The organism is Nonomuraea sp. NPDC059194, from assembly GCF_042754765.1.
Taxonomy (GTDB): domain Bacteria; phylum Actinomycetota; class Actinomycetes; order Streptosporangiales; family Streptosporangiaceae; genus Nonomuraea.
Genome location: NZ_JBHZBH010000003.1, coordinates 265878 through 291254 on the forward strand (window position 1 = coordinate 265878; position 25377 = coordinate 291254).

Annotated in this window: 26 protein-coding genes; 15 read left to right on the forward strand and 11 right to left on the reverse strand. The window is 70.0% G+C overall.

The window, feature by feature from the left end; translation table 11 throughout:
- Positions 1-34 precede the first annotated feature (34 nt).
- The gene (locus ACFXJ8_RS06560) at positions 35-1045 is read right to left on the reverse strand and encodes a hydroxyacid dehydrogenase (RefSeq protein WP_379642933.1); all 1011 of its coding nucleotides are present in this window, start codon (positions 1043-1045) and stop codon (positions 35-37) included.
- 181 nt (positions 1046-1226) lie between these two features.
- Between ACFXJ8_RS06560 and ACFXJ8_RS06565 the strand changes: the two genes are divergently transcribed.
- The 6 genes from ACFXJ8_RS06565 to ACFXJ8_RS06590 are packed head-to-tail and all read left to right on the forward strand — an operon-like array spanning position 1227 to position 9712.
- Positions 1227-2222, forward strand: a complete 996-nt coding sequence (locus ACFXJ8_RS06565) for an ABC transporter permease (protein WP_379642802.1) — start codon at positions 1227-1229, stop codon at positions 2220-2222.
- On the forward strand, positions 2209-3096 hold the full coding sequence (locus ACFXJ8_RS06570; RefSeq protein WP_379642803.1) for a carbohydrate ABC transporter permease: 888 nt from the start codon (positions 2209-2211) through the stop codon (positions 3094-3096). Before ACFXJ8_RS06565 ends, ACFXJ8_RS06570 begins: the two co-directional genes overlap by 14 nt.
- Before the next feature lie 42 nt (positions 3097-3138).
- Positions 3139-4809: a hypothetical protein gene (locus ACFXJ8_RS06575; protein WP_379642804.1), complete on the forward strand. Its 1671-nt coding sequence runs from the start codon at positions 3139-3141 to the stop codon at positions 4807-4809.
- A gap of 31 nt (positions 4810-4840) precedes the next feature.
- The gene (locus ACFXJ8_RS06580; protein ID WP_379642805.1) at positions 4841-6223 is read left to right on the forward strand and encodes a M1 family metallopeptidase; all 1383 of its coding nucleotides are present in this window, start codon (positions 4841-4843) and stop codon (positions 6221-6223) included.
- A complete protein-coding gene (locus ACFXJ8_RS06585) occupies positions 6220-8430 on the forward strand; it encodes a right-handed parallel beta-helix repeat-containing protein (RefSeq protein WP_379642806.1) in 2211 nt (736 codons plus the stop codon). The genes ACFXJ8_RS06580 and ACFXJ8_RS06585 overlap by 4 nt, the downstream gene beginning before the upstream one ends.
- Before the next feature lie 55 nt (positions 8431-8485).
- On the forward strand, positions 8486-9712 hold the full coding sequence (locus ACFXJ8_RS06590; RefSeq protein ID WP_379642807.1) for an alpha-L-fucosidase: 1227 nt from the start codon (positions 8486-8488) through the stop codon (positions 9710-9712).
- A 90-nt stretch (positions 9713-9802) separates the two neighbouring features.
- Here the strand turns inward: ACFXJ8_RS06590 and ACFXJ8_RS06595 are convergent, their stop codons facing one another.
- From ACFXJ8_RS06595 to ACFXJ8_RS06620, 6 genes are all read right to left on the reverse strand, one after another.
- Positions 9803-10177 carry a YbaB/EbfC family nucleoid-associated protein gene (locus ACFXJ8_RS06595; RefSeq protein ID WP_379642808.1) on the reverse strand — a complete coding sequence of 125 codons (375 nt, stop codon included), beginning with the start codon at positions 10175-10177 and terminating at the stop codon, positions 9803-9805.
- On the reverse strand, positions 10170-10568 hold the full coding sequence (locus ACFXJ8_RS06600; protein WP_379642809.1) for a YbaB/EbfC family nucleoid-associated protein: 399 nt from the start codon (positions 10566-10568) through the stop codon (positions 10170-10172). Before ACFXJ8_RS06600 ends, ACFXJ8_RS06595 begins: the two co-directional genes overlap by 8 nt.
- The gene (locus ACFXJ8_RS06605; RefSeq protein WP_379642810.1) at positions 10565-11362 is read right to left on the reverse strand and encodes a hypothetical protein; all 798 of its coding nucleotides are present in this window, start codon (positions 11360-11362) and stop codon (positions 10565-10567) included. Before ACFXJ8_RS06605 ends, ACFXJ8_RS06600 begins: the two co-directional genes overlap by 4 nt.
- Positions 11363-11737, reverse strand: coding sequence for a hypothetical protein (locus tag ACFXJ8_RS06610; protein ID WP_379642811.1), 375 nt, complete (start codon positions 11735-11737; stop codon positions 11363-11365).
- A gap of 340 nt (positions 11738-12077) precedes the next feature.
- Positions 12078-12854: an enoyl-CoA hydratase-related protein gene (locus ACFXJ8_RS06615; protein ID WP_379642812.1), complete on the reverse strand. Its 777-nt coding sequence runs from the start codon at positions 12852-12854 to the stop codon at positions 12078-12080.
- A complete protein-coding gene (locus ACFXJ8_RS06620) occupies positions 12851-13627 on the reverse strand; it encodes a PaaX family transcriptional regulator C-terminal domain-containing protein (RefSeq protein WP_379642813.1) in 777 nt (258 codons plus the stop codon). The genes ACFXJ8_RS06615 and ACFXJ8_RS06620 overlap by 4 nt, the downstream gene beginning before the upstream one ends.
- Before the next feature lie 178 nt (positions 13628-13805).
- Here ACFXJ8_RS06620 and ACFXJ8_RS06625 point away from each other — a divergent pair, with 178 nt between their 5' ends.
- Both ACFXJ8_RS06625 and ACFXJ8_RS06630 read left to right on the forward strand, forming a co-directional pair.
- The gene (locus tag ACFXJ8_RS06625) at positions 13806-13973 is read left to right on the forward strand and encodes a DUF3117 domain-containing protein (RefSeq protein WP_020545024.1); all 168 of its coding nucleotides are present in this window, start codon (positions 13806-13808) and stop codon (positions 13971-13973) included.
- Between the two features lie 74 nt (positions 13974-14047).
- Positions 14048-15484, forward strand: coding sequence for a leucyl aminopeptidase (locus ACFXJ8_RS06630; RefSeq protein WP_379642814.1), 1437 nt, complete (start codon positions 14048-14050; stop codon positions 15482-15484).
- Between the two features lie 106 nt (positions 15485-15590).
- Here the strand turns inward: ACFXJ8_RS06630 and ACFXJ8_RS06635 are convergent, their stop codons facing one another.
- Positions 15591-16229: an O-methyltransferase gene (locus ACFXJ8_RS06635; RefSeq protein ID WP_379642815.1), complete on the reverse strand. Its 639-nt coding sequence runs from the start codon at positions 16227-16229 to the stop codon at positions 15591-15593.
- A gap of 173 nt (positions 16230-16402) precedes the next feature.
- Between ACFXJ8_RS06635 and sigE the strand changes: the two genes are divergently transcribed.
- The 5 genes from sigE to ACFXJ8_RS06660 all read left to right on the forward strand — a co-directional run bounded on the left by sigE (position 16403) and on the right by ACFXJ8_RS06660 (position 20635).
- A complete protein-coding gene (sigE, locus tag ACFXJ8_RS06640; RefSeq protein WP_379642816.1) occupies positions 16403-17044 on the forward strand; it encodes an RNA polymerase sigma factor SigE in 642 nt (213 codons plus the stop codon).
- A 1-nt stretch (position 17045) separates the two neighbouring features.
- Positions 17046-17567 carry an anti-sigma factor family protein gene (locus ACFXJ8_RS06645; RefSeq protein ID WP_379642817.1) on the forward strand — a complete coding sequence of 174 codons (522 nt, stop codon included), beginning with the start codon at positions 17046-17048 and terminating at the stop codon, positions 17565-17567.
- Positions 17564-18532, forward strand: coding sequence for a sigma-E factor regulatory protein RseB domain-containing protein (locus tag ACFXJ8_RS06650; protein WP_379642818.1), 969 nt, complete (start codon positions 17564-17566; stop codon positions 18530-18532). Before ACFXJ8_RS06645 ends, ACFXJ8_RS06650 begins: the two co-directional genes overlap by 4 nt.
- Before the next feature lie 72 nt (positions 18533-18604).
- Positions 18605-20074, forward strand: a complete 1470-nt coding sequence (locus ACFXJ8_RS06655; protein ID WP_379642819.1) for a S1C family serine protease — start codon at positions 18605-18607, stop codon at positions 20072-20074.
- Positions 20075-20278: 204 nt separating this feature from the next.
- A complete protein-coding gene (locus ACFXJ8_RS06660; RefSeq protein ID WP_379642820.1) occupies positions 20279-20635 on the forward strand; it encodes a sec-independent translocase in 357 nt (118 codons plus the stop codon).
- A 408-nt stretch (positions 20636-21043) separates the two neighbouring features.
- Here ACFXJ8_RS06660 and ACFXJ8_RS06665 read toward each other — a convergent pair whose 3' ends face one another.
- Positions 21044-22183: an Mrp/NBP35 family ATP-binding protein gene (locus ACFXJ8_RS06665; RefSeq protein ID WP_379642821.1), complete on the reverse strand. Its 1140-nt coding sequence runs from the start codon at positions 22181-22183 to the stop codon at positions 21044-21046.
- A gap of 92 nt (positions 22184-22275) precedes the next feature.
- Here ACFXJ8_RS06665 and ACFXJ8_RS06670 point away from each other — a divergent pair, with 92 nt between their 5' ends.
- The gene (locus ACFXJ8_RS06670; RefSeq protein ID WP_379642822.1) at positions 22276-22719 is read left to right on the forward strand and encodes a MarR family winged helix-turn-helix transcriptional regulator; all 444 of its coding nucleotides are present in this window, start codon (positions 22276-22278) and stop codon (positions 22717-22719) included.
- Here ACFXJ8_RS06670 and ACFXJ8_RS06675 read toward each other — a convergent pair.
- Together ACFXJ8_RS06675 and ACFXJ8_RS06680 are read right to left on the reverse strand one after the other, a co-directional pair.
- A complete protein-coding gene (locus tag ACFXJ8_RS06675) occupies positions 22691-23158 on the reverse strand; it encodes a DUF1003 domain-containing protein (RefSeq protein ID WP_379642823.1) in 468 nt (155 codons plus the stop codon). The two genes, ACFXJ8_RS06670 and ACFXJ8_RS06675, sit on opposite strands and share 29 nt — an antisense overlap.
- A complete protein-coding gene (locus ACFXJ8_RS06680) occupies positions 23148-24362 on the reverse strand; it encodes a magnesium transporter MgtE N-terminal domain-containing protein (RefSeq protein WP_379642824.1) in 1215 nt (404 codons plus the stop codon). The genes ACFXJ8_RS06675 and ACFXJ8_RS06680 overlap by 11 nt, the downstream gene beginning before the upstream one ends.
- An 82-nt stretch (positions 24363-24444) precedes the next feature.
- Here ACFXJ8_RS06680 and ACFXJ8_RS06685 point away from each other — a divergent pair, with 82 nt between their 5' ends.
- Positions 24445-25377, forward strand: coding sequence for a DMT family transporter (locus ACFXJ8_RS06685; RefSeq protein WP_379642825.1), 933 nt, complete (start codon positions 24445-24447; stop codon positions 25375-25377).

The window sequence follows — 25377 nt, forward strand, 5'->3', positions numbered from 1 at the left end:
CTCGGTCACCGGCTCCTCCTTACCCTTGTCAAGATCATGCCATTCGGTCGAGCGCGTCGAGCCTGATCTCGTGCAGCAGCGGCAGCCCCGCGCAGTATCTGGCCACCTCCTCGACCGTGGAGTCGGCCAGCCTGCCGAGCTCGTTTCCCTGCGCGCCCGCCAGGTGCGGGGTGAGGAAGACGTTCGGCAGCCCGAACAGCGGGTGCCCGGCGGGCAGCGGCTCGGGGTCGCTGACATCAAGTATCGCGTCCAGCCGTCCGCTCGCGACCTCCTCCAGCAGGGCCTCGGTGTCGATCAGCGTGCCTCTGGCGGTGTTGACCACGACCGCGCCGTCCATGAGCGTGGCCAGCAGGGAGCGGTCCAGCATCCGGTAGGTCTCCGGCGTGCTCGGCGCGTGGAGGGTCACGACGTGCGAGCGGCGGGCCAGTGTGTCGAGGTCGACCAGGTTCGCGCCCATGGCCGCCACCTCGACGGGGTCGGCGTAGGGGTCGTAGACGAGGATCTCGGCCTCGAGCCCGCGCAGCAGGTCGACGACCCGCCGCCCGATCCGCGACAGGCCGACCACGCCGACGGTGATCCGGCGCGCTCCCAGCCACGGGATGCCGGTGAAGTCGCGTTTCGTGCCGTGCTCCCGGTATCGGTGCGCCATGGTGAAGGCGCGTTTCGCCCCGAAGACGATGGCCGCGTAGGTGAACTCGGCCACGGGTACGGCGTTGGCGTCGGCCGCGCTCGACACGCGCACGCCGCACTCCAGCAGGGCGGGGTCGAGGAACGTCTTGACCGTCCCCGCGGCGTGGGCGATGAGCCGCAGCCCGGGCGCCCGGTCGAGCAGTTCGGCTCCGAGCGGCGGGCAGCCCCACCCGGTGACCAGCACCTCCGCCTCGGCGAGCGCCCGCACGGCGGCCACGGCCGACAGGTCGTGCAGGACGTCGTCGTGGAGGTCGGCCAGCTCGGCGAGCCGGTCGAGCGCACCCCCGGCGAAGACCTGCTCGCGCACTCCCGGCGCCATCGCCAGGACGGTACGCGGTCTGAGCCGCACGTCCATGACCGTCACATCACGCTCCCCGCAACGTCGAAATTCCCAGGTGCCCATGATAGTAAGCGCGTTCTATCGAGAACGTGGGCCGCACGCTAAGTCTTCTCCGGATCTGCCGTCAAGCTAGCGCTACCCCCTTGACGAATCGAGAAAGCGCTTACTACGGTCACGCCAACCGGAAGGACCACGCATGACGACTCCCCTCGAAGCCGTCGGATCAGGAACGGCCCGCCGTACCAGACCCGAAACCCCAGCGGTCGCGCCCAAGCGCCTGCCGCTCAGGAAACGCCTCTGGCGGGACCGGGTCATGCTGCTGCTCACCCTGCCCGGCCTGGTGTACTTCCTGGTCTTCCACTACGTCCCGCTCTTCGGCTACGTGGCGGCCTTCCAGGACTACCAGCCGTACGTCGGCTTCCTCGACAGCCAGTGGATCGGCCTGCAGAACTTCGCGACCATGCTGGGCGACCCCCGGTTCTGGGACGCGGTGGGCAACACCCTGCGCATCACGCTCACCCAGCTGGTGCTCTTCTTCCCCGCCCCGATCGCGCTGGCTCTGCTGCTCAACAGCGTCGTCAGCGAGAAACTGCGCAGGTTCGTGCAGAGCGTGGTCTACCTGCCGCACTTCATCGGCTGGGTGATCATCGTCTCGATCTTCCAGCAGATCATCGGCGGCGCGGGCGTGCTTCCGAACGTCCTGGAGAGCGTCGGCCTGCCGCGCTACGACATGATGACCGACCCCGACACCTTCCCGCTGCTGGTCACCCTGCAGGTCATCTGGAAGGACTGCGGCTGGGGCACGATCATCTTCCTGGCCGCGCTGCTGTCGATCCCCGCCGAGCTGTACGAGGCGGCGGCGATGGACGGCGCGGGCCGATGGCGCAGGCTGTGGCACGTCACGCTGCCGGGCATCACACCGATCATCATCCTGCTGCTCATCCTCAACCTCGGCAGCATCCTGTCGGTCGGGTTCGAGCAGATCCTGCTCCAGCGCGACGCGGTGGGGCCCGAGTCGGGCGAGGTGCTCGACACGTTCGTCTACTTCAACGGCGTCCAGGACGGCCAGTGGGGTCCGGCCGCGGCCGTCGGCCTGGTGAAGGCGGTCGTCGGCGCCGCGCTGGTGCTCGGCGCCAACAAGGTGGCGCACCTGCTGGGCCACGAGGGGGTGTACCGCAATGCGGGCAAGTGACCGTCCCGCGTGGATGGAGCAGCCCTCCAGGCTCGGCGCGGGCCTGAAGGCGGTCGTCATCACCGCGATCACGCTGCTGGTGATCTATCCGTTCGTCGGCGTCCTCGGCACCAGCCTGTCGTCGGAGGTGGAGATCGCCAGAAGCAGCGGGTTCGTCCTGCTGCCGACCTCGCCGCAGCTCGACGCCTACCGGGCGGTCTTCGACGGCGGTACGGTCACCCGCGCCCTCCTGGTGAGCGTGCTGGTGACCGGGCTCGGCACGCTGGCCAGCGTCACCGCCACGATCGGCATGGCGTACGGCCTGAGCCGCCGCGAGGTCACCGGGTCGAAGTGGATTCTGATGATCGCGCTGTTCACCATGCTCTTCAACCCCGGCATCATCGCCAACTTCCTGCTGGTCAACCAGCTCGGCCTGCTCAACACCTTCGGCGCGCTCATCCTGCCCAGCCTGGTCAGCGCCTTCAATCTGGTGGTGCTGCGCTCGTTCTTCATGAACCTGCCGGGCGAGCTGCTGGAGAGTGCCCGCATGGACGGCGCGGGCGACCTGCGGATCCTGGTGCGCATCGTGCTCCCGCTGTCGAAGGCGGTGATCGCGGTGGTGTCGCTGTTCTACGCCGTCGCCTACTGGAACAACTTCTTCAACGCCCTGCTCTACATCGACGACGCCGACCGCCACCCGCTGCCGAACATCCTGCGCACCTTCATCCTGCAGGGCAGGACGCTGGAGAGCGCCGTGGGCACCGAGGCTCCCGCTCCCGTGCAGGCGATCCAGATGGCCGTGCTCGTCGTCGCCATTGTCCCGATCCTCCTCGTCTACCCCTTCCTGCAGCGCTACTTCACCAAGGGCGTGCTCACCGGCGCGATCAAGGGCTGAGCAGACCCTCCACCCCCGAAGGCCACCCCCGAAGGACCGACCATGAACCTGTCCAGGCGCGGACTCCTCCGCCTCGGCGCGACCGCCACCGCGGGCGCCGCCCTCTCCCCCCTGCTGGCCGCCTGCGGAGGCGGCTCGGGCGCCGCCCCCGCCACCAAGGCGCAGGGCCTGACCATCAAGCTGCCGACCTACGTGCCGCTGACCGGCGCGGCCAAGCCCGACCTTCCCGGCACGGCGGCAGGCGTGCCCGAGGGCTACTTCACCTATCCGAAGGAGCTGTTCAAGGCGGTGGCCAAGCCGCCGATGTCGGGCGGCACGGTGACGATGGCCTCCAAGACCTTCCTGCCGCCGCCCCCGCCCCGCGAGCAGAACGCCGCGTGGCAGGAGATCGAGAAGCGGCTCGGCGGCAAGGCCGAGCTGATGATCGTGCCGGAGGCCGACTGGCCGACGAAGTTCAACACCATGGTCGCCGGCGGCAACCTGCCCGACCTGTTCCCCTATGTCGCCACGCAGGGCGTCAACAACCTGCCTGCCTTCGTGGCCAGCCAGTGCGCCGACCTGACGCCGTTCCTGGGCGGCGACGCGGTCAAGGAGTACCCGAACCTGGCCGCCATCCCCGAGGTGTTCTGGAAGGAGGGCATCGTCGCGGGCAAGCTCTACGGCATCCCGATCCCGCGCAACATGGTGGGCGGACTCGGCTTCTACCGGGCCGACCTGTTCGCCGCGGCCGGCATCGGTGACCTGACGCAGATCACCGATCTCGACCGGCTGGCGGAGGCGCTCAAGACGGTGACCAGTCCCAAGGACAGGCGTTGGGGCCTGGTCACGGCGACCGGCGGCCTGTTCGGTATGGCGATCTTCCAGCAGCTCTTCGGCGTGCCATACGAATGGCGGCTGGACCAGGTCACCGGCAAGCTCACCCATGCCATCGAAACCGACGAATACCGTGCCGCCGTCGAGTACACCCGCAAGCTGCGCGAGGCGGGCGTCATCTACCCGGGCTCGGAAGGCTTCGACTCGCTCAAGCGCAAGAACGAGTTCAACGCCGGACGTGCCGCGATGACCTCCGACGGCATGCCTGCCTTCCTCGGCCCCACCGGCTACCTCCAGACCCAGAAGAAGATCGACCCCAAGGCCGATCCCCGGCCGATGCTTCCCATCGGCGACAAGGCCGTGGCCCATCTCAACAACATCGTCTTCGCCTTCAATCTCGTGAAGAAGGCGGACCAGGCCAAGGTCAAGGAGACCCTCCGCGTCGCCGACTTCTTCGCCTCGCCGTTCGGCAGCGAGGAGTACACGCTCATCCAGTACGGCCTCGAAGGCACTGATCACACCCGTGACGACAAGGGCAACCCGGTGCTGACCGAGCAGGGCGCCAAGGACACCACGGTGCCGTGGAAGTATCTGGCGGCCCCGACCCAGCCGGTCTTCGACGCCTCCTCGAAGGAGGCCGTCACGCTCGTCCACGAGGCGCTGGCCAAGATGATCGCCGTGGGCGTGGCCGACCCGACCAGCGGTCTGTTCTCGCCGACGGAAGAGAACAAGTACGAGTCGCTCCACACGATGCGATCCGACAGGGTCACCTCGATCATCGCCGGTCGAGCCCCTGTGTCCGACCTCGACCAGCTCATCAAGGACTGGAAGGCGCAGGGCGGCGACAAGATCCGCGCCGAGTTCGAGAGCGTCATCCAGAAGACCGGCGGCACCAGCTGAGCCGTCCCCGACGATTGGTGTGACACCCCCCATGAAGCGAACGATCGCGACCCTGGCCCTCGCCGCCCTGGCGGCGGGCGGCCTCGCATCACCCGCCAGCGCCAGCCCCACCCCTGGGGCGCCCGGCGTGGGCGACCCGCTCTACCCCGACCTCGGCAACGGCGGCTACAACGTCCGCCACTACGACGTCTCCTTCGACTTCACCCCCATCAGCTACGACTTCACCGCCACCGTGACGATCAGGGCCACGGCCGTGCAGGACCTGTCGTCGTTCAACCTCGACACCGACGGTCACACGATCGAGTCCGTCACCGTCGACGGCCGCCCCGCCACGTGGGCGCTCGCGCCGGGCCGTACCGGCCAGGAGTTGACGGTCACCCCCGTCGAGCCGCTGCGTGAGCACCGCCCGTTCACTGCCACGGTGACGCTCCGCGGCAACGGCAAGGCCCCGCGCGCCGGGCTCACCGGCTGGCGGTTCGGTCCCGACGGCGGGTTCGCCGCCGCCGCGCAGGCCAGCAGGGCCGACACCTTCTTTCCCGTCAACGACCATCCCTCCGACAAGGCCACGTGGACCTTCCGCGTGAAGGTGCCCGACGGCTACGTCGCCACCGCCAACGGCGAGCTGGCCGCCAAGGAGGGCGACGTCTGGCGCTTCGAGGAGCGCGAGCCGATGCCGCCGGAGCTGCTCGGCCTGGCCGTGGTCAAGGGCGCCTACCTGTACGGCACCGGCCCCCACGGCCTGCTGCTGCGCCACGTCGTCCCGCAGGGGCAGGAAGGCGTCTACGGCCCGATCGCCGCCGAGACGGCCGGCCAGATCGAGTGGGCCGAGGCCAGGTTCGGCCGCTTCCCCTTCTCCACCTACGGCATCCACATCTACCCGGGCTACACCGACGCCCTGGAGAACCAGACCCTCTCCCTGTTCGGCACCGGCTGGTTCACCAGGCCCACCTACTCCAACACGATGGTCCACGAGCTGGTCCACCAGTGGTTCGGCGACTCGGTCACGCCTGCCACCTGGCAGGACGCCTGGCTGAACGAGGGCCCCGCGGTCTACTACGCGGCCGTGTGGGCCGAGGAGAAGGGCGGGGAGAAGGTCGCCGACAAGATGCGGACCGTGTACGGCAAGCTCGACGCGGTCCGCGCCAAGGACGGCCCGCCCGGCAAGCCCAAGGGCCTGGGCGGCTACAACATCTACGACGGCGGCGCGCTCGTCCTCTACGCCCTCCAGAAGGAGATCGGCGCGCGCGACTTCGACCGCGTCATGCGCCGCTGGGTGCAACGCAACAAGGACGGCAACGCCTCCACCGAGGACTTCATCGCCCACGCCGTGAAGACGACCCACCGTGCCGACCTGGACGCGTTCCTGCGCGCCTGGCTCTACGGCGAGAAGAACCCCCCACTGGAGATCTCATGAGACGCCTGCTGGCTCTGACCGCCCTGCTCTCGCTACCGTTAACCGGGATCGCCCAGGCCGCTCCCGGCCCCAAGGTCTACTACGCCGCCCCCGACGCCACGAGCAGCGCCTGCAACCACACCAATCCCTGCTCGCTGGAGACGGCCAGGGACAAGGTCCGCGCGGCCATCGCGGGTGGCATGAACCGCGACATCGAGGTCCGTCTGACCGGCGGCGTCTACCGCATGGCCGAGCCGCTGGTCCTCGACGCCCGCGACTCCGGCCCCGGCGGGCACACCGTCACCTGGACCGCCGCTCCTGGCGCCAGGCCCGTGCTGTCGGGCGGCGTGCCGATCACCGGGTGGAAGCAGGAGGGCGCCTTCTGGGTCGCCCAGGCCCCTGACGGCGTGGTCCCCAGGCAGCTGTTCGTCGGCGGCGTCAGGGCGATCCGCGCCCGCGGCGAGGCCTGTCCTGCCAGCGTCTGCGACGCCACGAAGACCGGCATGACCGGCGCCGTCAAGAGCGGGATCGCCGCGTGGAAGGCGCCTGCCAACGCCGAGGCCGTGATCAGGGTCCGCTGGCGCAACTACCACTGCGCGATCGACAAGGTCGAGGGCGATCTGATCACCTTCGCCCAGCCGTGCTGGGCCAACTCCGCCAGCGGCACCAACCGCACCGGCCCCGCGTGGGACACCACGACCGTCGACTCCGGCCGCTACACCAAGGTCTCCTTCTTCGAGAACGCGCTCGAACTGCTCGACCAGCCGGGCGAGTTCGTCTACGACCGTGCCGGCCGTACGGTCACCTACCTGCCCAGGCAGGGCGAGGACCTCAGCGACGTGATCATCCCGGCCCGCGAGACGCTGCTGCGGATCGAGGGCGCGAGCGGCGTGAAGGTCTCGGGCCTGGGCTTCGAGCACGCCGCCTACCTGCAGCCGAACACCAACGAGGGCTACGCGGGCATGCAGGCGGGCCTCACGCTGACCGGCGCCACGGGGCCGGTCGACCACGCGGGCCGCTACTACACCAAGCCCGCCGCCGCGGTCGTGGTGCGGGGCGGGCAGCGGGTCACGGTGGAGAACAGCGCCTTCGCCAGGCTCGGCGGCGCGGGGATCATCCTGGAGAAGGGCACCAAGGACTCGGCGGTCACCGGCTCCACCTTCACCGACCTGTCCTCCGGCGCGGTCTACGTCGGCGACACCGAGCCCAGCCCACCCGCCGAGCTGCGCGGCGAGCGCAATACGGTCGCCCGCAACATGATCACGCACATCGGCGTGGAGTACACCGACGCGGTGGGCGTCTGGGCCGGGTACGAGAGCGAGCTGTCCGTCGACCACAACACGCTGGAGAAGCTGCCCTACTCCGGCATCTCCGTCGGCTGGGGATGGAATCAGCCGGAGGCCCGCAACCCCGACATGCGGGACAACAAGATCACCGGCAACCGGATCGTCGACGCCATGATGGTCGAGTTCGACATGCACGACGGCGGTGCGATCTACACCCAGGGCCCGCAGCCCGGCACGGTCATCTCCGGCAACTACATCAACCGCTCCGCCTACGGCAACACCGAGCGCGACGGCAACGGCGTCTACCTCGACGAGCAGAGCTCGCACATCCGCGTCGAGGGCAACGTGCTGACCCGCATGGGCTACAAGTGGGTCTCCAACTGGGCCGGATACGGCCTCGAGAACCTCGCCACCGGCAACTGGACCGACACCACCGCCCCCGCCCTGTCCGGACGGGGCTCGCAGATGGTGGACAACCACCTCGCGCTCGAAAGCCTGCCGGAGGACGCGATCCAGGTGGCCCAGGCCGCGGGCGCGACCCCCGGCGGCGCGGTCGAGCAGCTCGCGCCCGACCTGGCCCGCGGCAGGCCCGCCACCCAGTCCTCCACCGACGGTACGGCCGAGGCCGCCCGAGCGCTCGACGGCTCCACCACGACCGACACCAGGACCCTCAGCCAGCAGGGCTCGTGGTGGCAGGTCGACCTCGGCTCGGTCCAGCGGATCGGCTCGGTCGAGCTCTGGAACGACGCCTCGATGAGCACGGCCGACGTCGAGGTGATCGTCGCCACGGCGGCCGACCTGTCGGACGCGAAGCGGGTGAACCTGCCGGGCAGGGTGCTTCGTCCGACGCTGGTGGAGATCGCGGCCGATGCCCGCTACGTACGCGTCCAGCGCACGGGCACTGGCAGGATCGGGCTCTCCGGAGTATCGGTCCACCCGTAAACAACGCACTCGAAGGGGTACGGCCGGGCCGTACCCCTTCCCGCTTGGAGATCTGATGAGCTGGTTCACCGACGCGCGGTTCGGCCTCTTCGTCCACTGGGGCATCTACGCCGCCGCGGCCCGCCACGAGTGGGTGAAGTCCTACGAGAAGCTGGACGACGCGCACTACCGGCGCTATTTCGATCACTTCGACCCCGACCTGTACGACCCCGAGGTCTGGGCGGAGGACGCGTGGAACGCCGGCATGCGGTACCTGGTCATCACGACCAAGCACCACGACGGGTTCTGCCTGTGGGACTCGGCGCTCACCGACTACAAGGCCACGGCCACGCCGTACGGCAAGGACCTGCTGCGGCCGATGCTCGACGCCTTCAGGGCCAGGGGGATGCGGATCGGGCTCTACCACTCGCTGATCGACTGGCACCATCCCGACTTCCCCATCGACCTGTACCACCCGCAGCGGGATCTGGGCGAAGATCCCAACCGCGACATCCGGAAATATGCGGACTACCTGCATGGTCAGGTCCGCGAACTGCTCACCGGCTACGGCCCCATCGACACGATGTGGTTCGACTTCAGCTACCCGGGGCGCGGCATGGGCGCCAAGGGCAAGGACGAGTGGCGCTCCGAGGAGCTGACGGCGATGGTCCGCGAGCTCCAGCCCGGCATCATGATCAACAACCGGCTCGACCTGGGCAGCGGCGACTTCATGACGCCCGAGCAGGTCATGCCGCCCGGCGGGGTGCCGGGACACGTGCCGTGGGAGGCGTGCCAGACGCTCAACGGCAGCTGGGGCTACGACCGCGACAACCTCGACTGGAAGTCGCCCGAGCTGCTGCTGAGCATGCTCGTCGACACCGTCTCCAAGGGCGGCAACATGCTGCTGAACGTGGGGCCGAACGCGCGCGGGGAGTTCGAGCCGCGCGCGGTCGAGCGGCTGCGCGCGATCGGCAGGTGGACCAGGCTGCACGGCAGGGCCATCTACGGCGCGGGCGCGTCGGAGTTCACCCCGCCGCAGGACTGCCGCTACACCCAGCGCGGCGACCGGCTCTACCTGCACCTGCTGAACTGGCCGATGAGGCACGTCCACCTGCCGGGGCTGGCGGGCAGGGTGAAGTACGCCCAGTTCCTGCACGACGCCTCGGAGGTGCGCGTGCTCCGGTTCGACCCGCACGAGCCAGGCCACACCTACCTGCGCGGCGTGCCCGAGGACACCCTCACCCTCCAACTCCCCGTGACCAGGCCCGACGTCGCGATCCCGGTGATCGAGCTGTTCCTCTGAACCCCCGCCGGCCAACCCTCCCGGAAGGACCGCCACCCATGGCCTCCGGGAGGACCCTCACCACGTCCTGCGCGGTGCCGCCCGGCCCTCTCAGCGCTGATCGGTACTGACGCCGCCGAAGAGTTGCCGGGCGCCGAACAGGTCGCCCAGGCCCGCGCCCAGGTCGCCCATCAGCGCGGCCCTTGCCTCGGCTGCGGTCTGCTCGGCCGCGTGGATCGCCTCGACCACCGCGTCGCCGAGCGTCACGCCGTCGTGTCGCCGCTTGCTCAGCTGGCTGATGTCGATGGCGAGCAGGTTTCCCGCACCGTCCACGGTCGCCACGATCCCGCCCTTGTCGGCCATACCGGTGAACTCCCGCGCCATCAGCCGCTGCGCCGCCGCATCGGTGTCGAGCTGAGTCGCCGACAGCCGTTCCAGCCGCTCCAACTGCTCTGTGACCATCCGCAGCCTGTCCGTCTCATCCATGCTCGGCCTCCCGCAGAATCGCGTCGAGGTAACGCGTGAGCGGATTGTCATCCGGGCCGGGCTGCGGCCGACCGTTGTTCAGCCCTCCCAGGATCTCGTTCAGTCCCTCGGCCGCGGCCTCGCGGGCCGCTCTGACAGCCTCCAGCACGGCCTGGCTCAGCTCCACGTGGTCGAGGTCGCGCATCGCCCGGGGGTCGATGCGCACGTCCAGGAGGCGCGCCGAGCCCAGCGCCGTGGCCACGACCCGGCCGGTGCTGTCGGCGCCGGTGACCTTCCGCTCCTCCACCTCACGCATCCCGCCCGCGAACGCGTCGGCCAGACGGTCAACCTCGCGGAACAGCCCTGCAAGCTCCTCCCCGTCACCCGCGCTGAAAGCGTCAGTGTGCTTCACGAGGCTCCTTGGATGGGCTTCCAGAGGGCGGGGTCGCTGCCCGGCGGTTGCAGATGCAATTTGTCGTCTCCCACGGAGAAGAGCCCTCGAAGTTCAAAGATCTTGTGGCCGAGAGTTTCCAGCTTGAGATCGAGTGCTTTGATCTTGCCGGCGAACTCCTGCAACAGGCTGGAGAGCAGCGTGAGGAACGCGACGGCAGCCACTCCCAGGGTGAGCTTGCCGACCGGAGTCGCACTGAACGGCAGGAGGGCCATGAAGGCGGTGCCGGCCGACACCAGCAGCGAAACGAGCTTCAGATCATATTCCACGACATCCCAGGCCAGGCTGGTCATGGTGGTGCTCATCTCCGTGGCGACGCGACCGAGCTCGTCGAACATGCCGATCAACTCGAACCGGAGATAGCGTTGGACCGTTTCCGACGCGTGTCCCACCCAGTATGGCGAGATCAGGCTGAAGAAGCTGATCCACACATCCCAGGCGCTCAGCTTGAGGTCGCCCAGCATCTCGTTCCACATGCTCCGGTCCTCGAAGAACTTCCGAGGATCGGACGCGTTCCCGACAGCTGCGACGATCATCACCGTGCCTACGGTGACCAGGCCACACGTGGCCAGCCCCGCGTAGATCGGCCGACTCTGCGCCTTGACCAGCTTCATCACTCTCTGGAAGAAGCCCGGATCGACCTTGACGTGGTTGAGTGTGGCCTGCCGAGCCGCAAGACGCGCCATGCGGTTCTCGCGGCTCTGGGCGGCCCGTAAGGTGTGGCTGCCGTGCGGCCTGCCTGAGGGGGTCGGCATCTAGGGCGCCTTGATGTGGTCGGAGGCTGCTTTGGCGTCCTCGTCAGCGTCGCGATACCTCTTTGCCACGCTGATGAGCTTTGGCGCGTCGTCCTTGAGTACGCGCTCCAGGGTTCCCGCGGCTGCGGCCCATTCTCCGATATAGCCATTGAGTCTGGAGAGAAGGGGACTGATGATGCGGGGGGTGTCGAACCACCCCCAGTCGTCGACCGTGGGCGTCTTGGCCTTGATCGCGCCGACGTTCGTCGCGGCCTCGAGCATCACGTCGGCGAAGGCGACGATCTTGTCGGTTCGCGCGTCATAGCCATCCTTGTTGTCTGGGTCGGGCTCAGTGGGCGGCGGGGGAGGAACGTGGTCGTCAGGACCCGGCCACATAGGGCCCGGAGGACGGCCCAGCCGGTCCGGCGGCAGGCACGGGCGAATCCGGCACGGGGGATCGTGCGGGCACGGGCCCAGAGTCGGCGGAGAGGGGCTCGGGGGGTTGCCGTCGGGCACTCAATACACCTTCCGTGTGCTCAGTGATGGGCGACAGAGCTTCAGCGACGGTTGGTTGACGATCGGGGAATCGCGACACGCGTTGCTTCTCTACCTGTCTAATGCGCCAAGCAGTAGGGAGATTACAACGATCACGCTCCCCTTCGATGCGATACATGAACCTCAATACGGTCCGGGGCTCCATGATCGCGTCGCCGTCGGACGCAGGTTCGGCTTCCGGCTAGCGGCCGGTGAACGTGGGGCGCTGCTTGGCCAGGAAGGCGGCGGTCGCCGCCCTGTGGTCGTCCGTGGCGGCGAGCGCGTCCTGCAGCTCGGCCTCCAGCTCCAGCGACTCCGTCAGCGAGTGGGAGGCCGCGAACGCCAGCGCCCGCTTCGTCGCGGCGAACGCCTTGGTCGGCCCCGCCGCCAGCCGTACGGCCAGCTCGTGGGCGGCCTTCAGCAGCTCACCCTCCGGCACCACCCGCGTGACCAGGCCGAGCTCCAGCGCGCGGGCCGCGTCCAGCGGCTCGCCGAGCAGCAGCAGCTCGGCCGCGCGGCCCGGCCCGACCAGGCGCTGGAGCGTCCACGAGGCGCCCGAGTCCGGCGCCAGCCCGATGCCGGCGAAGGCCATCGCGAACTTGGCACGCTCCGAGGCGATCCGCAGGTCGCAGGCGTAGGCGAGGGAGGCGCCCGCCCCTGCCGCCACGCCGTTGACCGCCGCGACCACCGGCTTGTCCATGCCGGTGATCAGCTCGACGATCGGGTTGTAGTGCTCGCGGACCGTGCCGGCCAGCCCCCTGCCCGCCTCCAGGTTCTCGGCGTGCTCGCGCAGGTCCTGCCCCGCGCAGAAGGCCCGGCCCGCCCCGGTGATCAGTACGGCCCGCACGGCGTCGGCCGCCGCCGCCTCGCGCAGCGCGCCGAGCAGGGCGTCCTTCAGCGCCACGGTCAGCGAGTTCATCGCGTCGGGACGGTCGAGCGTGAGGGTGGCGACGGCGTCGGCGACCTCGTAACGGATCACAGCAGCTCCTTGTCGACGAAAGCGGCGGCGGCGGGCATCAGCCTGGCCGCCTCTTGCTCGAAGTAGACCCGCGCCTTCTCGCCCTGCCACCCGGGCGGCAGCAGCTCGGCGGGCAGCCCGGGGTCGCGGAACAGGAAGTTGCGCCAGCCGTGCACCAGTCTGCTCCTGGCGGCGAAGACCTGGGAGGGCGGCGCGCCATCACGCAAACCGGCGACCAGTTCCTGCGCCTCGGCCAGCCACTCCTCGTAGGCGCGCCCGATCGCCGCCAGGTCCCACGCCCTGGCGACCAGCGCGCGCGGGTCGCCGTCGAGCACCGCGTCGAACCTGTCGGCGCGCACGCCCTCGTTCGCCAGCAGCGGATCGAGCTCGGGGGAGTGGCGAGGGCCGACCCACGTCGTCTCCGACAGCGGCGCGTAGCCGAGAAAGGCCAGGTCGGCGCGGAGCCGCTCCCTCTTGGCCCGATCTCTGACCTGCTCCAGCACGACCAGGTGCCAGTGCCCCTGCCAACTGATCGTTCCAGCTCGGTAAATTCTCAGCGCCGCCTCGTCCAGGCGTCTGACGGCCTTGGCGGTGACGGCGTACCCGGGGCCCTGGGGCAGCCTGACCCGGTCGAGCCAGCCCTGCCTGACCATGCGCGAAACCGCCGTCCTGACGGCTGGAGGCGCGATTTCCAGGGGTGCGAGCAGCCTGACCAGGGCGGCGACCGACGCCTTCCCACCTCGGGAACGCAGGTGGTCCCCGTACAGATCGAACAGCGCCGCGCGTGCGTTCACGAGCACCAGTTTGGACGGCTTCGCGACCCTGGACAACGGATGCTGGGAGGAGATCGTTACCCATTTGGCACTCCGATGCGGGAGAATAGGACATCACAGAAGACGTGAATGCGTCGGCCACCCACCGGGGCGGTCGTTGATCGCAACCGCGGAGTCCATGGCAGGAAGGGATACACGCATGGCGGCGATGAAGCCGCGGACCGGCGATGGTCCGCTGGAGGTCACCAAGGAAGGGCGCGGCATTGTCATGCGGGTCCCGCTCGAGGGTGGCGGCCGGCTCGTCGTGGAGATTTCGGCCGACGAGGCGAAGGCGCTCGGCGAAGCGCTGAAGAACGTGGTCGGCTGACCGCCGGCTCAACCACCTGATCGAACGGCCCTGGCGCACCTCCGCCGGGGCCGATCACGTTTGGAGATGATCCCGTGCCCATCCAGACGACGGTGTCCGTGCTCCCCGAAGCGCCCACCGAAGCGCTTACGGACTCCGCACTGCTGGCCGTGCCGTACGACTCGGGGCTGAACCCCCAGGTCGAGCTGCCCGTGCCGGTGGCCGCGCTGTTGGCCCACTACGAGGCCAAGGGCGAGGCGGGTGAGATCGTCGAAGTCCCTGTCACGCGTGGCGACGCGGTGGGCAGGGTCTTGCTCTACGGCGTCGGCGACGCCTCGCCGCGCGCCGTCCGCAAGGCCGCAGCCACCCTGACCCGCAGGGCCAAGGGCAAGGCGGCGCTGACCGTCGTGCTCCCTTCCTGCGACGCCGCGGTCTTCGCCGAGGCCGCGCTGCTGGCCGCCTACACGTTCAAGATCGGCAACCAGGGCACGGAGCCCGTGGGAGCGCTCACCCTGGTCGGCGCCGACGAGCAGGCCGTACGGCGGGGCGAGCGCGTCGCCCAGGCCGTCGCGCTGGCCCGTGACCTGACCAACACCCCTTCCTCCACCAAGAACCCCGCGTGGCTGGCCGAGCAGGCCGCCCAGCCCGGCCTCGAGGTCAAGGTGTGGGAGGAGGAGCAACTGCGCGCCGACGGGTTCGGCGGCATCCTGGCCGTCGGCCAGGGCTCGGTCCACCCGCCCCGCCTGATCCAGCTCTCCTACACCCCCGAGGGCACCTCCGAAGGCACCCCCGAGGGCGCCGACAGGCACGTCGTGCTGGTCGGCAAGGGCATCACGTTCGACTCCGGCGGTCTGTCGCTCAAGCCGACCGACAACATGAAGACCCAGAAGACCGACATGGCGGGCGGCGCGGTCGTCATCGCCGTCATGGGCGCGCTGGCCGCGATGGGCTCCCGCGTACGGGTCACCGGCCTGATCGCCGCGGCCGAGAACATGCCGTCGGGCACCGCGCAGCGGCCCAGTGACGTCATCACCCACTACGGCGGCACGACGGTCGAGGTGACCAACACCGATGCCGAGGGCCGGCTGGTGCTCGCCGACGCGCTCGCCTACGCCGACGCGGTGCTCGACCCCGACGCGATGATCGACATCGCCACCCTCACCGGGGCGATCAGCGTCGCGCTCGGGCGCAACATCGGCGCCGTCTACGCCTCCGACGACGAGCTGGCCGACGAGCTCATCGCGGCGGGTGCCGACAGCGACGACCGGCTGTGGCGGATGCCGCTGATCGAGGACTACCGTCCCGCCCTCGACTCGCCCATCGCCGACATGCAGAACGCCGACCTCGGCGGGCGCTACGGCGCGGGCTCGATCACCGCGGCGCTGTTCCTGCGGGAGTTCACCGGCAAGCGCCCGTGGGCGCACCTCGACATCGCGGGCGTGGGGCGGAGCACGGTCGACGAGGGCACGCTGAGCAAGGGCGCCACGGGCTTCGGCGTCCGCGTCCTGCTGGAGTGGCTCACCCGCTCCTGAGCCTCCCCGCGTCAGACGGGCCGCCAGATGTGGACCCCAGGGTGCGGTTCTCGCAGAGATCCGCACTCTGGGTCACCCGCGCCCTCGGACGCGGCAGCCCCGCCGTTCAGTCGGAGATCTTGACGGCGGCCAGCAGGCCGTCGCCGAGCGGCATCATCAGCGGCCGCAACCGGTCGTCGCCCTGCACGAGCTTGCCGAGCTCCCGCACCGCGACCGTGTCGGGATCGCGCTGGGCGGGGTCGGCCACCCTGTTGTGCCACAACGCGTTGTCGAAGGCCACGATGCCGCCCACGCGCAGCAGCCGTACCGCCTCGGCCAGATAGTCGGCGTACTCCTGCTTGGCCGCGTCGGCGAACACCAGGTCGTAGCCGCCGTCGGACAGCCGGGGCAGCACGTCGAGCGCGCGCCCGGCGATCAACCTGATCCGCCCGCCGGAGAAGCCCGCGTCGGCGAAGCTCTGCCGGGCCAGACGCTGGTGCTCGGGCTCGACGTCGACGCTCGTGAGCGTGCCGTCGGCGCGCATGCCGCGCAGCAGCCACAGCCCCGACACCCCGCACCCCGTGCCGATCTCCACCACGGCGCGCGCGTTCAGCGCGGTGGCAAGGAAGCACAAGGCGGCACCGCCTCCGGGAAGGATGGGCGGCGCGCCCATCTCGTGGCCGCGCTGCCGCGCCGCGTGCAGGATCTCATCTTCCTGATGGAACTGCTCCGCATAGGCCAGAGTGGCCTCTACCGGGCTGGTCATCGGCCTCTCCTCCCATTCCCGATGCACTCTTCCGTGCGATTGGTCACCGATCGCAGCCTAGGGGAGACACGCCAGGACGGGAACTCTCGTCGCGCCGAACGCGTTGCAGGTTTAAACGGGCTTTGCCGGTCCTGAAGGCAGGCAGTGCGCACGAAGGGACGAAACCAGGCACTATGGCGGTAGCGACGGTGGTCCCAGAGAGAGGAGTGCTGGTGGACGAAAGCGACCACCAGGCCGATCCTCACGTGTCAGATGTGTCTGAGTGGACTCCTCCCACCTGGGAGGAAGTGGTGCGGACGCACTCCGCACGCGTATATCGGCTTGCGTACAGGCTGACCGGCAACGTGCACGACGCGGAAGACCTCACCCAGGAGGTCTTCGTCCGGGTCTTCAGGTCGCTGTCGAGCTACACACCCGGCACTTTCGAGGGCTGGCTGCACCGGATCACCACGAACCTGTTCCTCGACATGGCGCGCAGGAGGCAGCGGATCCGCTTCGAGGGCCTGGGCGACGACGCGGCCGAGCGGCTGCAGGGTCGCGAGCCCTCGCCCGCCCAGGCGTGGGACGACGCGCACATGGAGCCTGACATCCAGGCGGCGCTCGACTCCCTGGCTCCTGAGTTCAGGGCGGCGGTCGTGCTGTGTGACATCGAAGGCCTGTCGTACGAGGAGATCGCGGCCACGCTCGGCGTGAAGCTTGGCACGGTCAGGAGCAGGATCCACCGTGGCCGGGCACAGCTGCGGGAGGCGCTCGACCACCGGGCGCCCCGTAGTGCTGAACTCCCCCCGACCGTGAGCCGTGGGGAGGAAGTCTGATATGTCACACCTTGGAGAGCGCGCTTCCGCGCTGGTCGACGGCGAGCTGGGCCACAGCGAGCGTGAGCGCGCCCTTGCTCATCTGACCTTCTGTGCCGAGTGCAGGAGGGAGGTCGAGTCGATGCGGGCGCTGAAGTCGCGCCTGCGGTCGCTCGACGGCCCCCCGATGCCGGCCGACCTGACGATGTCACTGTTGCGGATGGGTGAGCCGGGTGACCCGATGCCGCCCAGGGAGCGGCCCTTTCCAACCTTCGGCGGCGTTCCGCTTCCAGGCCCGCGCAGCATCGCTCCGCCCGACAACAGGCCTCGGGGCGGCTCGGTTGCTTCGTCGCGGCCCGGACGGTCCCGCAGGCGTCCGGCCTATGTGGCCGTAGGCGTGGTGTCGGCGGCGGTCGCCCTCGGCACGCTGTTCGTGGTCGCGGGGCAGGACCAGGGCCCCTCCGTCTCACCTCCGGTCGAGGTGTTCAAGCAGGTCCACAAGACCACGGCGCCCTACGGCAACCCGCCTTCCGCCACGCCGTGAGGCGGCTGCCCGCCGTCCTCGCGCTGGCGCTCGCCACGTCGCTCGGCTCGTCGGGTACGGCCCTCGCCGTGCCCGACGACTCCGAGATCGAGGACCCGGGCCTGCCCCTGCTCAGGCAGTCGGCGACGGCCGCGAGGGAGCGGCCGTACACGGGCACGCTGTTCACCACCTCCGGCGCGGTGCTCGCCGTACGCAACACGCCTGGTGCGGGCATGACGGTCGACGCGCGCTCCACCGACCCAGGCTCACCGGCGGGCGGCCTGCTGGCCCCCTCCGACGGGATGCTGCGCGCCCTTGGCGCGAACTACCGGGTGGTCGAGGCGCGCGCCGGCAGCGTCTGCGGCAGGCCGGCGCGCCTGGTCGAGGCCGTACGGCACGACGGCCGCCCGGCGGCCCGCTACTGGATCGACGCGGCCAGCGGGGTCCCGCTGCGACGCGAGGTGCTCGACGGCCACGGCAGGGTGGCGCAGGCCGAGGCGTTCGTCGAGGTGACGATTCCCACACCGGTTCCGCAGGCGCGGCCCATCGCCGCCGAACGGCCGGCGCCCGGCCCGTCGGCGGCCGCGGCGAGCCTGCGAGCGCGGGGATGGAGCTTCCCGAACGTGCTGCCCGGCGGGTTCGAGCTGGCCGACGCCGCCGAGAGCGCCGGTTACCTGAAGCTGGGATACTCGGATGGAGTGTCCGTTGTGTCAGTGTTCGTGCAGCGGGGCACTCTCGACGACGAGGGTCTGGCGGGCTGGCGTAGTCAGCTCCGTGACGGGAATACGATCTGGATTCGGGACGCTGCAGGACTGGAGAGGATCTGGGCGAGTGGAGGCCATGTCTACACCGTGGTCGCGGACGCGCCCCCCGACGTGGCGCAGGTCGCCATCGGCGGGCTGCCACACGAGGCGGGGCCTGGCTTCTGGCAGCGGTTCGCACGCGGCGCCGATCGTGTGCTTTCCTGGGTCAACCCGTTCGCCTGACACTCGCTTAACAACTCTCGAACACCGCACGCGCGAACATCGCGGTGTCCGAACAAGGAGTGGTGAGACTAGATGACCGACGAGACGCGCCCTACAGACGGACGCACGCCGTCGGACCTCGCCGAGCCCCAGGGACGGCCTGACTTCCTGCCCGCACACGACGGGTGGGAGAGCGTGCGAACCGAGCAGCCCGGCTGGGACCGTGACGAGCGCGTCCCGCCCGCCCCGCCGTACGGCACCGGCTGGGGCGACCCGTCGGGGCGCTCCGAAGCCGACGACACAGCCGCCAACGCCACCGCTGTGTTCGGCGCCCCCGAGCAGGGCCCCCCGCTGCGGCCCCCGCCGCCTGCGCAGGCGGTCGGCATGGGCCACGGGTGGGGGCCGCCGCCCGTCCCCACCGACGGCGGGTTCGCTCCCGCGCGCCGCGGGCCGAGCACCGGCGTGCTGGTCGCGTTGGCCGTGGTGATCGCGCTGATCGCCTCGCTGATGGGCAGCGTGGGCACCTACCTGCTCACCAGGCAGGGCAGCTCGGGCACCGACCCCTCCTACTCGCTCGGCCCGGCGCCGTCGGGCAACACCAGCAGGGCGCCCGAATCGATCGCGGGCGTGGCCTCACGGGTGCTGCCCAGCGTGGTCTCCCTCGAGGTCGAGGGCAGCGCCGACGCGGGCACCGGCTCCGGCTTCCTGATCAAGGGCGGCTACGTGGTCACCAACAACCACGTCGTCGCCCTCGCCGCCCGTGGCGGCGCCATCAAGATCGTCTTCAACAATCGCAAGTCCACCAGCGGGCGCATCGTCGGCCGCGACCCCGGCTCCGACCTGGCCGTGGTCAAGCCCGACCAGACGTTCGGCACGCCGGAGATCACGCTCGGCAACTCCGACCAGGTCGTCGTCGGCGACCCGGTGATCGCGATCGGCTCGCCGCTCGGCCTCACCGGCACCGTTACCACCGGCATCGTCAGCTCGCTCAACCGGCCCGTCGTGGCCGGTGAGGACAACGACCCCGACCCCGCCTACATCAGCGCCATCCAGACCGACGCCGCCATCAACCCCGGCAACTCGGGCGGGCCGCTGGTCAACACCAAGGGCGAGGTCGTCGGCGTCAACTCCGCGATCGCCACCCTCAGCAGGGCCGTCTCCAGCCAGAGCGGCAGCATCGGCCTGGGCTTCGCGATCCCGATCAACCAGGCCAGGCGCGTCGCGCAGGAGATCGTCACCACCGGCTCGGCCAAGCGGGTCAAGATCGGCATCGTGGTCGACGCCGGCTACCGCGGCGAGGGCGTGCGCATCGCCTCCCAGCCGACGCAGGGCCGCCAGCCGGTCGAGGCCGACGGGCCCGCGGGCAAGGCCGGGCTGAAGGCGGGCGACATCATCCTCGAGGTCGACGGCCTGCGCATCCAGGACAGCACCGAGCTCATCTCGCTGATCCGCAGCAAGGACCCGAACTCGAAGATCGCCATCAAGTACCGGCGCGGGGGCGAGGAGCGGATGGCCTCCCTCGTCGTCACCGCCGAGAAGGAACCCACGCCCAGGCCCTCGTGACCGCACACCTCGCCCGGGTTGGGGCCGGGCCCATCGCTGGGCCCCTTCCTCGGGCGGGGGCGGTCGGGTTGGGCCTCATTCTCGGGCGGGGTCCATCGCGTTGGATCTCTCCCTGGGCGGGGTGCTTCATCGCGCGGGCGAACCCTTAGTCTGGAACTGGCCCGGGTTGTCCCCGGATCCGGTTGACAGCGGTAGGAGCTTGCGGTGTTCGGACTCGGTTGGATGGAGGTCGGCGCGCTCGTCGTCATCGCGCTGCTGGTCTTCGGTCCTGACAAGCTGCCGCAGGCGGCCGCCCAGGCGGGCAGGACACTGCGCAACCTGCGCCGCATGGCGACCAGCGCGCGCGACGACCTGAGAGCGGGGCTCGGCCCCGAGTTCGCCGACTTCGACCCCGCCGACCTCAACCCGAAGAACTTCGTACGCAAGCACCTGCTGGAGGACGCGGAAGAGGCGTGGAACGCCTCCACCGCCGCGCTGGAGCCCGCGCCTGTGGGGGCGCCTGAGCCGGTGTCCGAGCTCGGGTACGGCGAGCTGCCCCCCTACGACCCCGAGGCTACCTGAGAGTCCCCTCGCGACCCCGAGGCGACGTTGAGGATTCCCTACGACTCAAGGGCCGCCTGAGGGCCCCTCGCGACTCCGAGGCCACCTGAGGGCCTTTCGCGACTCCGAGGCCAGCTGAGAGCCCCTCGTGACTCCGAGGCGACCTGAGGGTCTCTCACGACCCTGGGGCCGTCTGAGCGCCCCTTGCGATTCCGGGGTGACCTGACGGAGTCTTCACGGCGTGGCGGTCCCCGCCTCTTGCGACCTCCGAGGCTCCTGAGGGAAGCTTCCCGCTTGACGCCTTCGGGGCCTTGCGGGGGAGCCTTCACGTAGCGGTGGTCACCGTCGCCGCTGGAGTGCCGTGATGGACGGGCGGCGAGCGGTGACCACGGTGGGCTTACGTTGGCGTGCCGTACAGAAACAGATAGATCAGCGGCCCGCGGGAGACAGGCCCAGCTGCAGGCCCTTGATGCTCGAGCCCCGCTTCGACAGCGCGGCCGCGATGCGGCCGAGCTCGGCCGCCGCGGGCGAGTCGGGGTCGGTCAGGACGAGCGGCTTGCCCTCGTCGCCACCCTCCCGCAGACGCGTGTCGATCGGCACCTGGCCGAGCAGCGGCACCCTGGCGCCCAGCGTGCGGGTCAGCGCGTCGGCCACGATCTGGCCGCCGCCCTCGCCGAAGACGTTGATCTTCTCGTCGCAGTGGGGGCAGGGCAGCCACGCCATGTTCTCGATGACGCCCGCGATCTGCTGGTGCGTCTGGGCGGCGATGCTGCCCGCGCGCTCGGCCACCTCCGCCGCAGCCATCTGCGGCGTCGTGACGACCAGGATCTCCGCGCCGGGCAGGCGCTGCGCGACCGAGATCGCGATGTCGCCGGTGCCCGGCGGCAGGTCGAGCAGCAGGACGTCGAGGTCGCCCCAGTAGACGTCGGCGAGGAACTGGTGCAGCGCGCGGTCGAGCATCGGCCCGCGCCACACGACCGGCGAGTTGCCCTCGGGCTTGAACATCCCGACCGAGATGACCTTGATGTCATGCGCCACCGGCGGCATGATCATGTCCTCGACCTTGGTGGGACGCTCCGACGCGCCGAGCATGCGCGGGATGCTGTGGCCGTAGATGTCGGCGTCGACGATGCCCACCTTGAGGCCCTGCGCGGCCATCGCGGCGGCCAGGTTGACGGTCACCGACGACTTGCCCACGCCGCCCTTGCCGCTGGCCACCGCGAAGACGCGGGTCAGCGAGCCCGGCTGGTTGAAGGGGATCTCCTTTTCCGGAGCCCTGTTGCCGCGCAGCTTGGTCTGCAGGTCCTTGCGCTGTTCCTGGCTCATCACGTCGAGGACGACGCGCACGCTGGAGACGCCGTCGAGCTTGGCGACGGCGTTGGTGACGTCGCGGGTGATCGTGTCTTTCAACGGACACCCCGCCACCGTCAGGTAGATGCTGACGACGACCTCGCCGGAAGGCGAGATGTCGATGCTCTTGACCATGTCAAGGTCGGTGATCGGCCGGCGGATCTCGGGGTCGTTGACCGTGGCGAGCGCGGCTGTCACCTGTTCCGGGGAAGGTGCCATGGGTCCATGGTATGAACCCAGACAGGGTATGCCGAACGCTGGGGCCGATCTGGCTACCGGAATGTGGCCGTTCTTCTCAGTAGGATGCCGCCATGGTGGTGATCTCGCCCGAGGAGTCGACTGTCTGGCGCATGATGCAGCGGGCCCAGGTGCGCATCACCCGCCGCCTGGAGAGCGAGCTGCTCGGCGCCCACGACCTGGCGCTGGCCTCCTACGACGTGCTGCTCCAGCTCTCCGAGGCGGAGCGGTGGCGGCTGCGGATGAACGATCTGGCCGACCGGGTCCTGCTGTCGCGCAGCGGCCTGAGCAGGCTCATCGACCGCCTGCAGCGCGACGGGCTGGTCCATCGTGAGGCGTGCGCCGACGACGCGCGCGGCCTGTTCGCGGTGCTGACCGAGATCGGCGCCGTACGGCTGGCCGAGGCCACCCCCACCTACCTGCGCGGCATCCGGGCCGAGTTCCTCGACGTGCTGGAGCCCGAGGAGCTCGCGCAGTGCTCGGCGATGCTCACGAAGATTCTGGTCGCTCCTCGCTGAAGCGCTGCAGCTCAGAGCGGAGGAAGTCGCGGGTGGCCAGCTCGCCGATGGACCTGCGCATTCCCGCGATCTCGCGGGTCAGATACTCGATGTCGGCCTGGTTGCGCTCGTAGGCCAGCCGGTCCTGCTCGTACTGCACGCGGTCGCGGTCGCCCTGGCGGTTCTGTGCCAGCAGGATCAGCGGCGCCGCGTAGGAGGCCTGGAGCGAGAGCATCAGCGTCAGGAAGATGAACGGGTAAGGGTCGAAGGCCAGCCAGTCGGCCGCGAGGGAGTTCCAGCCGATCCACAGCGCCACGAAACCCGTCATGTAGACGAGGAAGCGGGCGGTGCCGAGGAAGCGGGCGATCTCCTCCGCCAACTTTCCGAACGCCTCGGGGGCGTAGTGGGGGCGGAAGCTGCGCCTCAGCTCCCGCGGCTGGTCGAGCCGGTCAATCGTCATCGCGCCAGTCCTCGATGTCGCGCCAGTCTTCCGGCAGCAGGTGGTCGAGGACGTCGTCGACGGTCACCGCGCCCACGAGCTGGCCGAGCTCGTCGACGACCGGGGCCGCCACGAGGTTGTAGGCGGCCAGGTAGGAGGTCACCTCGGTCAGGGGCAGCTCGGGCCTGATCGGGTCCAGCGAGGCGTCGATGACCGCGCCGAGCAGCGTGGACGGCGGGTCGCGCAGCAGCCGCTGGAAGTGGGTGACGCCGAGGTAGGTGCCGGTGGGCGTCTCGTTCGGCGCGCGCGTGACGAAGACCTGGGCGGCCACGGCGGGCGGCAGGTCCTTCTGCCTGATCTGCGCCAGCGCCTCGGCGATCGTGGCGCTGGGCGGCAGGATCACGGGGTCGGTGGTCATCATGCCGCCCGCGGTGTTCTCGTCGTAGGTCAGCAGCCTGCGCACCGGAGCGGCGTCACGCGGCTCCATCAGCGCCAGCAGCTTGGCCGACTGCTCCTCCGGCAGGTCCTGCAGCAGGTCGGCGGCGTCGTCGGGGCCCATCTCCTCCAGGACGTCCGCGGCCCGTTCGGGCGCGAGCGTGCCGAGGATGCCCATCTGGTCGCGCAACGGCAGCTCCTCCAGCACGTCGGCGAGGCGGACGTCGTCGAGCGCCGCGGCGACCTCGATCCGCCGCTTGTCGGGCAGCGCGTGCAGGGCGCTGGCCAGGTCGGCGGCGCGCGTCGACTCGAAGGCGGCGATGAGGCCGGCGGCGCCCTGGTCCTGCTGGAGGGTGTCGAAGCCCGAGGCGTCACGCCAGTCGACGATCCGCGGCTCGCGGCGCTTCTTCCTGACGACGGCGACCTTGGTGATCTCCCAGGTGCCCGGCCGTACCTCCTCCATGGCGAGGTCATAGACGATCATCGGCTCGCCTTCCACCCCGACCGTCAGGTCGAGCATCTGGCCGAGGACGAGGGTCTCGGTGGCGCGCTGCTCGAACCTGCGCATGTTCAGCCGCCCCGTGAAGATGACCGAACCTGCCTCGATGCCGCGGACCCTGGTGATGGGCAGGAACACCCGGCGGCGGGGCTGCACCTCGACCACCATGCCGTGGACGCGTGGGGTCTGCGCGGGGCGCATGCCCGCGACGATGTCTCTGAGGCGGCCGATCTGGTCACCGGCCGGATCGAAGACCGCGGTGCCGGCCAGCCGGGCGACGAAGACCCTCACCTCAGCAGCGTAACCGGGGCGGAGGGATTGCCTCCGCTGCGACTGGCATGTAAGTATCAAAACATCTCATTGGTGGTGACATATGAAGTATGCAGGATTGGCGATCGCCTTCGTCTCGTCGTGGTGTTTCGCCTTCTCGGGGCCGATGGCGAAGTTTCTGGGAGCCGCGGGGTTGGCTCCCCTGGAGGCCGTGTGGGCCCGTATGGCGGGCGCGGGATTGCTGTTGCTGGCCGTACTGGCGGTGGTCAAACCGCGGGCGCTGCGCATCCCACGGTCCAGGCTGCCGTTCTTCGGCGCCTATGCCGTGATGGCGGTGGCCGGGGTGCAGGCGCTGTATTTCGTGGCCATCACGAGGTTGCCGGTGGGAATCGCGCTGCTGCTGGAGTTCATGGCGCCGGTGATGGTCGTGGTGTGGGTGCGGTTCGTCAGGCGGGTACGGCTGCCGCGCGCGGCGTTCGTCGGCGCGGTGGTGGCGGTCGTGGGCCTCGGCATCGTCGTCGAGGCGTGGCAGGGGATGCGGATCGACGCTGTCGGCCTGGTGCTTGGCCTGGCGGCGGGGGCGTGCTGCGCCGGATATTTCCTGATGAGCGATAGCTTCGGGGACGACGTGGACCCCCTTGGGCTGATCGCCTGGGGCATGATCGGCGCGGCCGTGGTGCTGCTGCCGTTCTCGCGGCCGTGGAACATCCCGTGGGAGGCGTTCACCCGGCAGGCCACGCTGGGCGGGCACACGCTGCCGGTGCTCGGCGCCTACCTGTGGATGGTCGTCGTGGCGACCGTCGTCGCCTACATCCTCGGCGTCAACGCGGTGCGCCGGCTGTCGGCCGCCGTGGGCGCCACCGTCGCCTCGCTCGAGGTGATCGGTGGCGCGGTGGTGGCGTGGGCGCTGCTGGGCGAGTCGCTCGGGGCGTTCCAGATCCTTGGCGGGCTCATCGTGCTCAGCGGCGCGCTGCTGGCGCAGACCGCCACCACCAAACCCGCCGCCGAGCCCGTACGGGAGCTCAGCCCCGTCTGA